Origin of the sequence: Pseudomonas sp. B6001 (assembly GCF_013386015.1) — a bacterium.
Taxonomy (GTDB): Bacteria; Pseudomonadota; Gammaproteobacteria; order Pseudomonadales; family Pseudomonadaceae; genus Aquipseudomonas.
On the sequence record NZ_JACAOX010000032.1, the window covers coordinates 1 to 13,113 of the forward strand.

Genomic DNA, 13,113 nt, shown 5'->3' on the forward strand with positions numbered 1-13,113 from the left:
CGCAGATATTGGGGCTCACTACAGCACAGCGGCCTACCGGCCGGCTTGAGTGTTTAGAAGCAAAATCAAAAGCTAAAGCGGGCACGGTCAAATGTGGGAGCTGGCTTGCCTGCGATGGCATCAACTGGGTGTACCTGATGCACCGAGTTGTCTGCATCGCAGGCAAGCCAGCTCCCACAGAAAAGCAGATTTGCTTTTGATCTTGATCTGAGCGAACGCGGGTAGTGCAGAGCGAGTAAACCGGCAGGACGCCGTGACCGAAGAAACGGATATGTACACCCGCATGGCGCAGTAATTGCGTCCTCCCCAATCCACCCCCCCAAAAAAGGAGCACCCCCCATGCAACTACGCGCCTTGCGATATTTCCACGAGGTCGCCCGCTGCGCCTCCCTGCGTAAGGCCGCCGAACGTCTTTACGTCACCCCCACCGCCGTCAGCCGCCAGATCGAACACCTGGAACACTTCTTCGGCGCCGCCCTGATTGAGCGCGGCCCCCGCGGCATCCGCCTCACCGCCGAGGGCGAGTGCCTGGCCGAACAAGTCACCTCAACCCTGCGCGGCCTCGACCAGGTACGCGAAGTCATCGCCAGCCGCCAAAGCCAGGTGGCCGGTAACATCAGCATCCATGTGTCAGAAAGTATCGTTTCCACCGTGCTCGCCCCGGTGCTCGCCACCTTCTACCGCGCCCACCCCAAGGTCACCTTCAACATCGTGATCGCCAGCGCCTCGGCCACCCTCGACGCCCTGTGCAGCGGCGAGGCGGACCTGGGCCTGGCGTTCTACCTGCAAGAGCGCGCCGACGTCGAAGTCACCGCCCACTGCCAGTTATGGCACCGGGTGCTGGTCAGCGCCGAACACCCCTTCGCCCAGCGCGACAGCATCGAATTGAGCGAACTGCAAGGCCAGCCCCTGGCGATTCCCGACTCGGCCTACGGCGTGCGCCAGGCCCTGGAAGTGGCGGCAAAAAAACGCGGCGTCACCCTCGAACCGGTGTTCACCACCAGCTCCCTGGAAGTGCAGAAGAGCCTGGCCCGGCAACGGGCAGCGGTGCTGATTTTGCCCCAGGTCGAGGCAGACGTGCGGGACCTGGGCGACGGCCTGGTCGCCGTGCCGATCGCCGATGAAGACCTCGGCCGCATCCGCATCGACCTCTGCGTGTACCGCAACCGCCCCCGCTCGGTGGCGGTGCTCAAGTGCCAGGAAATGCTGGCGGGGGCGATGCAGCGTTGTTCGCTGAACTGAGCCTGAGCCTCAGAAGATGTTGATCGGCACATTGGCGACGAGGCGGAACTCATCGTAGCTGCCGTCAATCTGCCCGCCGCTGGCGCGATGGTTGTAGACGATGGTGCGCAGTACGGTGTTCTTGAGTGTTCCGGACTGAATCACATAGGCCAGCATCAAGCCGTTTTCGTTGTGCTTGGCGCCATCCAGGCTGCGCACGTTGTAGCCGGTGTTGTGACCGTTGCGGTCGCCATCGTAATGGGTGCCGTCGATGTCCCAACCCTTGGCGTGCCACAGGCTGGCGGTGAGGCCGGGCACACCGTAGGCGGCGAAGTCCAGGTCGTAGCGCAACTGCCAGGACTTTTCGTTGGGGCCGTTGTAGTCCGAGTACAGCGAGTTGGCCATGTAGTTGCCGGTGGACTCCCACACGTAGTCGAAGTATTCGTTGCCGAATACCTGCTGCCAGGCCAGGGTCAGGCTGTGGGCCAGGTGCGTGGCGGTGAAGGCCAGGCTGGCGGCGTTATTGTCGATGTAGCCGAGGTTTTTGTCGCCCGAGTCGCTGGTGTGGTAGTAGTTGAAGGCGGTCTTCAAGGCGATGTCGCTCTTGTCACCGATGCGGTGGGTCAGGCCGACGTAGGTCTGGTCCCACATGTCTTCGAAACGCGACGCGTAGACGCTGGCTTCCAGCCCGTAACCCGGTTTTACCGTGGCTCCCAGGTAGCTGATGCGTGCGCCGCTGTAGGCGCGGTTGCCGAAGGTGGTGGTGAGCTTTTCGGCGCCGGTGCCGGTGCGTGGAATCGCCCGCTCGAAGCTGCCGCCCTGCACCGATAGCCAGTCGAATTCGTTGCTGAACAAGCCCACGCCCTGGAAGCTGGAGGGCAGGGCGCGGTTGTCCTTGTAACGCAGGATCGGATTGTCGGTCATCAGCCGGCCAGCCTTGATCTCGGTGCTGGACAGGCGAAAACGCACGTCGCCCACCCCCAGGCGGCTCCAGGTGGGAATCGCATCGCCGTCGCCGTCCACCAGCACCCGGTCGCCGCCATTGGCCACCTTGCCGTGGCCGCGTTCCAGGTTGACCGCGCTGAAGATCCCCGCGTCCACACCCACGCCAATCAGGCCCTGGGTGTAGCCGGAGCTGTACTTGAGCATGCTGGTCTGCACCCAGGTTTCCCGTACACGCGTGGGCTCGACGCCGCCGGCTTTCTTGATGCTCAAGTGGGTGGTGCGTTGGGTGTGCTGGTTGGAATAGTAGTGACGCAGGTTCAGGTCCAGGGTGCTGCCTTCGAGGAAGCCCGGTGCGCTGGCCTGGGCGTTTTCCTGGGCGAAAGCCTGGGTGCTGGACGCCAGGGTGACGGCCAGCAAAAGACGTGGATACATGGTAAATCCCCATACAAATCAGACGTAAGGCGACCGTCCCGGCAGGCCTTCAGGTGCTGCCGGTCGGTGGCGAAAAGACGCGGGACAGTGGGAAAAGGTATTCAGCGAACCGAAGCTTCTGTGAGCCGGGTTTCGCGGGCCGGGCTGCCGGGCAGCGGCGGACGGGTTTCCTTGGCGAACCAGGCGGCGGTGAGGCACACCAGGTTGGCGATCAGCAGGTACCAGACCGGCGACATCGGGTCGCCGGTGGTGCCGATCAGCCAGGTGATGATGATCTGCGCGGTGCCGCCAAACGCCGCCACACCGAAGGCGTAGACGATGGAGAAACCGGTGGAGCGCACGGATTTCGGGAAGCTTTCCACCAGCAACACGATCAGCGCCGCGCCACTCATGCCGTGCAGGCCCGAGAGTACCGCCAGGGTCAGCAGGAAGGTCGCCGGGCTTGGGTGCTCGGTCATCAGTTGCAGGGCCGGGAACAAAATCAACAGCAACACCACCCGCGGTGTCATCAGGATCGTACGGCGCCCGAAGCGGTCGCAGAGCATGCCGCCGGCCACCGCGCACACGGCCATCGCTGCGCCGGCCACCAGGGTCGAGAGCATCGAGATGCTGGTGGGCAGCTTCAGTTCGGTGAGGGCGAAGGTGGTCATGTAGTTGAGGAAGTACTGGGTGATGGTGCTGCCGGAAAGGATCAGCAACCCCAGCACCAGTGCGCGCCGGTGCTTGCCGCAGACTTCCCGTACCAGGTCGCCGGTGCTGGTCTGCTCGCCGTGGCCGTGGAAGGTTTCGGCGAGGTTGCGGCGGATGTAGATGCCGATCGGCAACACCAGCAGGCCGAACACGAACGGCACGCGCCAGCCCCAGCTGTTGAGGTCTTCCGGGGACATGACCTTGGTCAGGGTGAACCCTACCAGCCCGGCCACCATGGCTGCGACGCCCTGGGCGACTACTTGCCAGCAGGCGTAGGTCCCGCGTTTGTGGGGTGGCGCCGCTTCGAGGATGTAGGTGGTGGCGGGGCCGGCTTCACCGCCCCAGGCCAGGCCCTGGATCATGCGGGTGAGTACCAGCAGGATCGGCGCCGCGATACCGATGGTCTCGTAACCGGGCAATATCGCGATGCTGCCGGTGCCCACGGCCATCATTACCAGGGTCAACAGCATCGCCGGTTTGCGCCCGACGCGGTCGGCGTAGGCGCCGATCAGTACTGCGCCCAGGGGCCGGACGATAAAGCCGATACCGAACGCCGTGACCGACAGCATCAGGCTGACGAAAGCGCTGTCGGACGGGAAGAACGTGTGGCCGATCATCACCGCAAAGGTTGCGTACACACCAAAGTCGAAAAACTCCACGGCGTTGCCCAGGACCACGGCGAAGATGCTCTTTTTGCCGGCGTCCGGGGACGGTGTTTCGGGTGCGTGATCAGGATCGGATCGTGTCAATTGCTCAGTGTGCATACCAGCCCCTCGATTTTAGTTATAGGTCGTCCGAGCTCCAGGCCAAGAGGGCCCGGAGCTGGCGTGTGGGTGGGCAGTTCTTACAGCGTCAAAAGTCAGGAAGGATTCGGCCAGTGGTGGATTGCGCCACGCCAGCTCTCGTAGGTTTTAGCGATTTGCAGCAGCCATTGATCGGCAAAACGCGGGGCGATCATCTGCAGGCCGATGGGCATGCCATCGGCGGCGAAACCGCAGTTGATCGACAACGCCGGTTGCTCGCCCATGTTCCACGGCACCGTGAACACGATGTGTTCGAACGGCAGTTGCGGGTTGTTGCTCGGTGATGGCCACTCGGCCGGGAACGCATTGACCTGGTTGGTGGGGGACAGCACCAGGTCGAGTTCGGTGAACACCTGCGCGGCGCGGCGGCGCATTTCAAAGGTCTGGTTGAAACCCTTTACGGCTTGTACGCCGCTGATCTCGGCGCCCGGCGCGGCCCAGTCGCGGATGTACGGCAAGACCTTGTCGAACTGCTCGCTGCTCAGGGCCGACAAATCGCCCCACTGGCGGGCGCGCCAGAAATGGTCGAGGCCATCGAGTTGTGCGCGGTCCATGATTGGCGGGATCAGCGTGACCTTGGCGCCGTGGGCTTCGAACAGCCGCGCGGCTTGCTCCACGGCTTCACAGACGAAGCCTTCAGGCTGCATGCCTGCGCCGGGTTCAAGCATCAGGCCGACGCGCAGGCCCTTGACCGAGAGCGGCTGGTTACTCCACTGGGTGGTGAGCGGCGGCAGGCTGGTGGCATCGCGGGCATCGGGGCGGGCCAGGTGTTGCATCAACAGCACGCAGTCGTCGACGGTGCGGGTCATGGGCCCGGCGGCGCGGCCGGTGTAGTACGGGTCGATGGGGATGCGCCCCAGGGTCGGCTTGAATCCCACCAGGCCGCACCAGGCGGCGGGCAGGCGCACCGAGCCACCGATGTCGGTGCCCACGTGCAGCGGGCCGTAACCTGCGGCGGCCGCTGCGGCGGCACCGGAGCTGGAACCTCCGGTGTTGTTGGCGGTGTTCCACGGGTTGCGGGTGATGCCGTGGAAGCTCGACAGGCCGGAAGACAGCATGCCGAAGTCCGGGTTGGTGGTCTTGGCCAGGATTATCGCGCCCGCTTCACGCATGCGGGCTGCGGGCGGTGCGTCCCTGAGGGCCGGGGTCAGGCGGGTGGCCGCGCTGCCGAGGGGAATGGGCACGCCTTCGGTGGCGATCAATTCCTTGAGAGTCACCGGTACGCCATCAAGGGCGCCGTTGGATTGGCCCTTGTTCCAGCGTTCGGTGGAGGCCTGGGCCTGCTGACGCACCTGTTGCGGGTCGAAGGCATAGAGCGCGTTGATCTGCGGCTCCCAGCGGTCGATGTGGGCCAGGAGTTGGTCGTAGTAGTCGATGGGCGCGAGTTGCCGGCTGGCAAATTGCGCCAGCAGTTCGGCGGCCGTAAGGGTATGCAGGTCAGTCATCGAACGCTTCCTTGTGATGGGCCGGCTGGCTCATGGCGGGTTGCAGTAGGAACGACTATATAAACCCCGGTGTGAAGCGGCCATCACAATCGGTGCAGTTCAGTGTTGCGTTTTTGTGTGCACTGAAACCGGCGGGTAGATGTGGGAATGGCTGGAAGGTTTACTGTTTGGCGGGAGGACCTCAGGCGCAGGCACCTGGCGTCTTTTTCCTGCGTGCCGACTCACGACGATAGCTCCGGATAGGCTGGGGTTTCGCCCGTATGCGGGATTGGAAAGACATCCACGTCGCAGGGTCAAAGCGGGTGGCTGATACCACCGCTTCCTGGAGCAGCATGATGGAAATAGCGTCTGACGCATCCGGGTATTCAGTATCGAGGATGATTTCCAAGGTGTCCTTGTCGCGATAGCCGCTGCAGGTCGGAATCAGACTGAAGGCGTGATCTATACCTTCGGACTCATTCGGCTCGCAGATGGATGAAACAACGCCCACATAAACATTCCGATCGTTGAGCGTGAACATGCATTGAGAGCCGCGCGCAATGGATTCCCTGAGTAGGGTCCTGAGGGGGCGCCCCGTTAGAAGCTCGAGCATCAATTGCTGGTTCAGTTCCTCCTCTGAAGCAAGTTGCAGTCTTCGTCGACGCCAACGCACAAATAATCGCGCCCAGCAGTAGGGAATGATCATGGCTGTCAGGCCGACCTGGAGCAAAAATACCCAGAGGCCATGATTTCTCTCGGTGGCAATATCCAGCTCTATCAGCAGCTTGCCCAGATAAGCACTGTAATCAATGGGGATTGTCTGGCCAGCCAGTTGCAGCGGCTGTTTGGACAGGCAAAGAATCAAAGTGGTCAGTACGAACGACAGTACGAGGCAGGTCCAGCCTAATCTTGCGACCTGTAGATAGAGTAACTGGCCCTCAAAGCGGTGGAGGCGGCAGTAATGGCCGGGGTGTTTCAAACACACCAAATAGCCACTCACCAGTAACGGCAGTATCAGTAGTAGCCCCATGGGTTATTTGAATATCAGTTCACGTATCTTGCGCTTGTGTTCCTTGAACTCGGGTGAGTTGGCGATTTCCGCCGGGTCGACAGAAATACCCCACTCACCCACTATCCTCATGGTTTTGTACCGCTTGATAGCCCTGATATTTTCCAGATCTTCCTCAGTGGGTTTCTTGAACCAAGCAAACGACTCAAACATGACCGGCACCCTCATAAAAAAGTAGTCGGTTTTATAGCAAGAGCCGTTTTTACCGACTACTGATGGCCCCCATCCAGAACTCCCCGCGTATCGTAGGAAACGTCCTTAGTTGCCCCAACGGTCTAAAACGTCGGCGGCGTAATCACCCAAATCACCACCGCATCCACCTTTCCGGGGTTGCCATACCGATGGGGCTCACTGCTGGGGAAGCTGAAACTGTCGCCTTCAGCCAGCTGAAAATGCCGCTCGCCCACCCATAACTCAAACGTTCCGCTCAACACATAACCCGCCTCTTCACCCTCATGGCTATAGCTCTGCTGGCTATAGGTGCCCGGTGGAAAGCGCGAGTGCAGCATCTCCAATTGATGATTGGGCAGGGGCGTCAGCAACTGGTCGACGATCCCGTCCTCATAGTGAATGCTCTGGCGATTGTTCCTGCGCACCACAAAACCTTCATCCTCCGCTGCCGGCGTGGTCTCACTGGCAAAAAACCACTGGATCGTCACCCCCAGGCTGCGGGCGATGTTGAACAAGGCCGGGATCGACGGGTAGGCGAGGTTGCGTTCCAGTTGGCTGATATAGCCGGCCGTCAATTCGCTCATCTGCGCCAATTCGGTAAGCGTCATGCCCCGGGCCTTGCGCAAGCCGCGGATGCGGGTGCCGAGAAACAGCTGTGGCGGTTGGTCGTTCAAATGTCCCACGCTACTTTCAATCCTTCATAAATCGCCTCTTCGGCGGTACGCGGCGCCAGGCAATCGCCGATCCGCGTGAACGCCACCAGGCCTTCCAGTTCTGCGCCCAGAGTGTCCACCGGCTGGTGGCCCTGGCACAACACCAGGGTGTCGATATTTTCCAGCAGCATCGGCTCGCCGCTGGCGGTGTGTTGCAGGTAGACGGTAGTGTCGTCGCAGCCGTACAAACGGGCGTAAGGGATGATCGGAATGCCCAGCCGATGCAGTTCGCCGGCCAGTTGGTCACGCACGTACAACGGCAGGTTTTCCCCGCAATGGGTGCCGTTCACCGCCAGTTGCACCTGATGGCCGGCACGGGTGAGGCGCTCGGCAATGCCCGGGCCGATCCAGTCGCAACGCCAGTCCACGACGACCACCGAACGGCCCAGTTGCACCTCATCGCGCAGCACTTGCCAGGCATCCACCACCTGTAGCTCGCCGCCGCGTTCGAAGGCCGGCCAGTAGGGCTCGGCGCCGGTGGCGATGATCACCCGGTCAGGTTGTTCGCGTTCCACCAATGCGCGGTCGACGCGGGTGTTGCGCACCACGCGGACCCCGGCCAGTTCCATCTCGCGCTGCAGGTTGGTACTGGCCCCGCCGAACTCGCTGCGCCGGGGCAGTAACTGCGCCAGAAGCACTTGGCCGCCCAATTGGGCACTGGCTTCATACAAGGTCACCTCATGTCCGCGCTGCGCCGCCACCGCTGCCGCTTTCATCCCTGCCGGGCCGCCACCGGCGACCATGATCCGCTGGCGTCGCAGTGCCGGTTGCAGTTGGCCAAACTGCAATTCGCGGCCGGTCTCGGGATGCTGGATGCAGGAGATCGGCAGGCCTTTGTGGAAGTGGCCGATGCACGCCTGATTGCAGGCGATGCACGCCCGTACATCCTCGGCATGGCCGCTTGAGGTCTTGGCCGGCATGCGCGGGTCGCAGATCAGTGCGCGGGTCATGCCGCACACATCGGCCTGGCCGCGTTGCAGCATCAATTCGGCCTCCTGGGGCTGGTTGATGCGCCCGGTGACGAACAGCGGAATCGACAGGTGCGTCTTGAACGTCGCCGCTTCTGCCGCCAGGTACGCCGGGGCAATCGCCATGGGCGGCACGATATGGATCGCGCCGCCGAGGGAGGCCGAGGTGCCGGCGACGATGTGCACGTAATCCAGGTGTGATTGCAGCTGTTGCACGGCGGCCAGGGAATCCTCTTCGGTCAGGCCTTCGGGGTCGCGTTCATCGGCAGAAATGCGTAGCCCGATGATGAAGTGCTCGTCGGTTTCGGCACGCACCGTGGCGATGATTTCCCGCAGGAAACGCAGGCGTTGTTCCAGCTCGCCGTTGTAGCCGTCGGTGCGGCGATTCACCCGCGGGTTGAGAAATTGCGCAGGCAGGTAACCATGGCTGGCGACCACTTCCACACCGTCAATCCCGGCCTGATACAGGCGCCTTGCCGCAGCGCCGTAGCCGGCGACGATCTCGTCGATCATTGTCTGGTCAAGGGCGCGCGGCATCACCCGGAAGCGTTCGTTGGGCACCCCGGAAGCCGAGTAAGCCACCGCCAGCAAACCGGCGGCCGACTCCATGATTTCCCGCCCTGGATGGAAAATCTGCGACAGCACCACGGTGCCGTGGGCGTGGCAGGTTTCGGCCAGTCGGCGATAGCCGTCGATGCAGCTGTCATCGGTGGCCATCAGCACATGAGAGGTGTAGCGGGCGCTGTCGTGCACCCCGGCCACCTGCAACACAATCAACCCCACGCCGCCTTCGGCGCGTGCCCGGTGGTAGGCGATCAACTGCTCGTTGACCTGGTTGTCGGTGGGCATCGAGGTGTCGTGCCCGCTGGACATGATGCGATTTTTCAGGCGTTTGCCACGCAGTACCAACGGTTCAAAAAGATGCGGAAAGGCATGGGGCGACATGGTGCGAATACTCCAGGCGCTGTTGTTATTATTTTTCTATAGGAGGTCAGCCTCAGTAAAAAATCAACTTGTTTTTTTACTGGTGACTGGATTAGCGTCAACCACATCACCCACCCGCCTGGAGAATAAAAATGCCTGGGGCCACCGAACGACAGCTGCGCGAAGAGCTTGCCGCCTGCTACCGGCTGATCGCGCACTTTCGCATGAGCGATTTGATTTTCACCCATATCTCGGTGCGTATCCCGGGGCCCGAGCATCACTTTTTGATCAACCCCTATGGGCTGATGTTCGAGGAGATCACCGCCTCCAGCCTGGTGAAGATCGGCCTGGACGGACGTGCGGTCGAGGCTTCGGCCCATGGCGTCAACCCGGCGGGGTTTGTGATTCACAGCGCGATTCACGGCGCCCGCGAAGATGCGCAGTGCGTGCTGCACACCCACACCCGCGCCGGCTGTGCGGTGGCGGCCCTGGAATGCGGGCTGTTGCCGGTGAACCAGATTTCCATGGAGTTCTACGGCAAGGTCGCCTACCACGACTACGAAGGCGTGGCGCTGGACATGGACGAGCAACAGCGACTGGTGCGCGACCTCGGCGACAAGCCGGTGTTGATGCTGCGCAACCATGGTTTGTTGACGGTAGGGGAGACGGTCAGCCAGGCGTTCCTGCGCATGTATTACCTGGAGAAGGCCTGCGATATCCAGATCGCCGCCCAGGCGTGCGGCAAGCTGATCCTGCCGCCTGCGCACGTGTGTGAATACACCGAGCGGCAGTTCAATGAGCCAGGCCGGCCACTGGAAGAGGGCGAACTGGCAGACCCGGACGCCATGCAACTGGCATGGGCGGCATTGCTGCGGTTACTGGATCGGGTGTCGCCGGGGTTCCGGGAGTGAGGTAGAGTCGTCCAGCCGACTCAACCCAAGGACACCGCCTCATGACCCAGGAATCCCGTTTCTCCCGCATGGAACCGGAGTTGCGCAAGGCCAATCTGGTGCAGGCGACGTTGGCCTGCCTCAAGCGCGACGGCTTCCAGGGCGCGTCGATCCGCAAGATCAGCGCCGAGGCCGGGGTGTCGGTGGGGCTGATCAGTCATCACTACTCGGGCAAGGATGAGCTGGTGGCCGAGGCCTATCGGTCAATCACCCGGCAGGTGATGGACCTGCTGCGGGATGCGATGGCCAAGGCGCCGCCCAGTCCGCGGGAGCGGCTGTCGGCGTTCTTCCGCGGCTCGTTCTCCCCCGAATTGCTCGACCCGCAACTGCTGGATGCCTGGCTGGTGTTCTGGGGGGCGGTCAAGACGGCCCCGGCGATCAACCAGGCCCACGAACACTCCTATGGCGAGTACCGCACCATCATGCGTTCGGCCTTGGTGGACATGGCCGGTGAGGAGGGCTGGAAGCAGTTCGATGCCGATTTGGCGGCCATCGCCTTGAGCGCCTTGCTCGACGGCTTGTGGCTGGAATCGGGGCTCAATCCCGGCACCTTCACCCCGGAGCAGGGCATCCAGATCTGCGAAGCCTGGGTCGATGGCTTGCAGTCGGGCGGGCGCAAGCGCTTCCAGATCAAACCCTGAACGGACGATTCCGCGCCGCCTGGACGCAATGTCCGGGCCGGCATTTTCCCCTCGAAAAATATTTGCAGTTACCCGATTGCCTCCTTACTGAACACTCGTTTAGTATCGCCCCATGTCGCACCCCTCAAGCCAATTAAAATAATTCGAGGATTCCATGACTACAGATCCGTCCGTGCTCACTCAGGTGCAGGCAGGCGTTGCCTGGATCACCCTCAATCGCGGCCCCCAGCGCAATGCCCTGGACATCCCGACCCTCAAGCACCTGCATGCCTTGCTGGACGGTTTCAACCGCGACCCGGCTGTGCGCGTGGTGGTACTGACCGGCAGCGGTCGCAGCTTCTGCGCCGGTGCCGACCTTGCCGAATGGGCCGATGCCGAAGCCCGTGGCGCCCTCGAAACCTACGGCTGGACCGAAACCGCCCACGCCCTGATGACCCGCCTGCACACCCTCGACAAACCTACCCTCGCCGCCATCAATGGCACGGCGGTCGGTGCCGGCATGGACCTCACCCTGTGCTGCGACCTGCGCGTCGCCGCGCAATCGGCACGCTTCAAGGCCGGCTACACCAGCATGGCCTACTCGCCGGACGCCGGCGCCAGCTGGCATCTGCCGCGCCTGATCGGCAGCGAGCAAGCCAAGCGCCTGCTGTTCCTCGATGAATTGTGGAGCGCCGACCGCGCCCTGGCCGCCGGGCTGGTGGGCGAAGTCGTTGCCGACGAGCAACTGCATACCCACGTCGCCGAGCTGGCCACGCGCCTGGCCAACGGCCCGACCTTTGCGTTTGCCCAGACCAAAACCCTCATCCGCGAAGGCGCCGGGCGCAGCCTGCCCGAGCAGCTCCAGGCGGAACTCGCCGCCGGCCTGCTGTGTGGACGCAGCGCCGACGGTGCTGAAGCCCTGCGCGCCTCGATGGAAAAGCGCCCACCGAACTTCTCCGGCAACTGATTCCCCTTCAAAACACCCTCGAACGATCGACAGGTAGCGCCATGAATTTCCAGCCCAGCCAAGAACAAGACATGTTGGTGGACGCGGTACGCAGTTTTGTTGCCAAGGAGTTGTTGCCCCACGAGGAGGCGGTGGACCGCGCCGATGAAGTTTCGCCGGAGCTTGCCGCGCAGATTCGTGACAAGGCCATCGCTGCCGGTTTCTATGCCTTCAACATGCCGGAAGACGTCGGCGGTGGCGGCCTGGATTACCTGTCACAGGCGTTGATCGAGCGTGAGTTGTCGAAAGTCTCCTGGGCGCTGCATGTGTTTGTCGCCCGGCCGTCGAAAATCCTCATGGCCTGCACCGGCGCGCAGATTGGCGAGTACCTGTTGCCGTGCGTGCAGGGCAAGAAGATCGACTGCTTTGCCCTGACCGAACCGGGTGCCGGTTCCGACGCCAATGCGATCAAGACCCGCGCCGTGCGCAGCGGTGATGACTTTGTGCTCAATGGCAGCAAGCACTTCATCAGCCACGCCGGCCACGCGGATTTCGCCATCGTGTTTGCCGTTACCGACACCTACGAACACAACGGTCGCCAACGCAATGCCGTGACCTCGTTCCTGGTGGACCGTGGCACGCCGGGCATGACCATTCGCCGGGGCCCCAAGTGCGTCAGCAACCGCGGCTACCACACTTATGAAATGTTCTTCGACGACTGCCGCGTACCAGCCTCCAAAGTCCTCGGCGAAGTCGGCAAAGGTTGGGAAGTCGCCAATGCCTGGCTGACCGCAGGCCGGGTGATGGTGGCTGCCAACTGCGTCGGCCAGGCCCAGCGTGCGCTGGACGTTTCCCTGCAATGGGCGGCCGACCGCAAGCAGTTCGGCCAGCCCATCGGCACCTATCAAGGCATCTCGTTCAAGCTCGCCGACATGGCCACGCAAATCCGTGCGGCCGAACTGCTGACCCTGAACACCGCCTGGAAAATGGACCAGGGCACCATGACCGACGGCGAGGCCGGCATGGCCAAGCTGTTTGCCAGCGAAGTACTGGGCAAGGTTGCCGATGAAGCGGTGCAGATCTACGGCGGCATGGGTTTGATGGACGAAGGCCCGGTGGAGCGCATCTGGCGCAACGCGCGGATCGAGCGGATCTGGGAAGGCACTTCGGAAATCCAGCGCCACATTATTGCCCGCGAACTGTTGCGGCCACTGTTGCGTTGATCGGGTCGGAGAAC

Annotated in this window: 12 protein-coding genes and 1 pseudogene; 6 read left to right on the forward strand and 7 right to left on the reverse strand. The window is 62.6% G+C overall.

Translation table 11 applies throughout. The features are described from left to right. A pseudogene (locus tag HX821_RS31670) lies at positions 1 to 200 on the forward strand (hypothetical protein); the annotation flags it as partial. A gap of 139 nt (positions 201 to 339) precedes the next feature. Then, on the forward strand, positions 340 to 1,242 hold the full coding sequence (locus HX821_RS26945; protein WP_003208975.1) for a LysR family transcriptional regulator: 903 nt from the start codon (positions 340 to 342) through the stop codon (positions 1,240 to 1,242). Positions 1,243 to 1,251: 9 nt separating this feature from the next. On the opposite strand, the gene HX821_RS26950 is transcribed toward HX821_RS26945, so the two are convergent. The 7 genes from HX821_RS26950 to HX821_RS26980 all read right to left on the reverse strand — a co-directional run bounded on the left by HX821_RS26950 (position 1,252) and on the right by HX821_RS26980 (position 9,381). After that, positions 1,252 to 2,598, reverse strand: coding sequence for an OprD family outer membrane porin (locus HX821_RS26950; RefSeq protein WP_102368688.1), 1,347 nt, complete (start codon positions 2,596 to 2,598; stop codon positions 1,252 to 1,254). 101 nt (positions 2,599 to 2,699) lie between these two features. Further along, on the reverse strand, positions 2,700 to 4,052 hold the full coding sequence (locus HX821_RS26955; RefSeq protein ID WP_008436037.1) for a citrate-proton symporter: 1,353 nt from the start codon (positions 4,050 to 4,052) through the stop codon (positions 2,700 to 2,702). A gap of 95 nt (positions 4,053 to 4,147) precedes the next feature. Further along, positions 4,148 to 5,536 carry an amidase gene (locus tag HX821_RS26960; RefSeq protein ID WP_177036916.1) on the reverse strand — a complete coding sequence of 463 codons (1,389 nt, stop codon included), beginning with the start codon at positions 5,534 to 5,536 and terminating at the stop codon, positions 4,148 to 4,150. A 181-nt stretch (positions 5,537 to 5,717) separates the two neighbouring features. After that, positions 5,718 to 6,545, reverse strand: a complete 828-nt coding sequence (locus tag HX821_RS26965; protein ID WP_087694888.1) for a hypothetical protein — start codon at positions 6,543 to 6,545, stop codon at positions 5,718 to 5,720. Positions 6,546 to 6,548: 3 nt separating this feature from the next. Then, a complete protein-coding gene (locus HX821_RS26970) occupies positions 6,549 to 6,737 on the reverse strand; it encodes a hypothetical protein (protein ID WP_003208968.1) in 189 nt (62 codons plus the stop codon). A gap of 122 nt (positions 6,738 to 6,859) precedes the next feature. Beyond that, entirely contained in the window at positions 6,860 to 7,438 is a 579-nt protein-coding gene (locus HX821_RS26975; RefSeq protein WP_023658720.1) for a helix-turn-helix domain-containing protein, read from the reverse strand. Continuing rightward, positions 7,426 to 9,381 (reverse strand): FAD-dependent oxidoreductase, encoded by a 1,956-nt coding sequence (locus HX821_RS26980; RefSeq protein WP_177036918.1) that lies wholly within the window; start codon positions 9,379 to 9,381, stop codon positions 7,426 to 7,428. Before HX821_RS26980 ends, HX821_RS26975 begins: the two co-directional genes overlap by 13 nt. A 131-nt stretch (positions 9,382 to 9,512) precedes the next feature. Between HX821_RS26980 and HX821_RS26985 the strand changes: the two genes are divergently transcribed. The 4 genes from HX821_RS26985 to HX821_RS27000 all read left to right on the forward strand — a co-directional run bounded on the left by HX821_RS26985 (position 9,513) and on the right by HX821_RS27000 (position 13,099). Next, complete coding sequence (locus tag HX821_RS26985) at positions 9,513 to 10,271, forward strand: class II aldolase/adducin family protein (protein ID WP_177022036.1); 759 nt, start codon at positions 9,513 to 9,515, stop codon at positions 10,269 to 10,271. Positions 10,272 to 10,312: 41 nt separating this feature from the next. Further along, positions 10,313 to 10,951 (forward strand): TetR family transcriptional regulator C-terminal domain-containing protein, encoded by a 639-nt coding sequence (locus HX821_RS26990; protein ID WP_003208961.1) that lies wholly within the window; start codon positions 10,313 to 10,315, stop codon positions 10,949 to 10,951. A gap of 154 nt (positions 10,952 to 11,105) precedes the next feature. Continuing rightward, positions 11,106 to 11,897 carry an enoyl-CoA hydratase/isomerase family protein gene (locus tag HX821_RS26995; protein ID WP_023658721.1) on the forward strand — a complete coding sequence of 264 codons (792 nt, stop codon included), beginning with the start codon at positions 11,106 to 11,108 and terminating at the stop codon, positions 11,895 to 11,897. A gap of 41 nt (positions 11,898 to 11,938) precedes the next feature. Further along, complete coding sequence (locus HX821_RS27000; protein ID WP_008436052.1) at positions 11,939 to 13,099, forward strand: acyl-CoA dehydrogenase family protein; 1,161 nt, start codon at positions 11,939 to 11,941, stop codon at positions 13,097 to 13,099. Positions 13,100 to 13,113 lie beyond the last annotated feature (14 nt).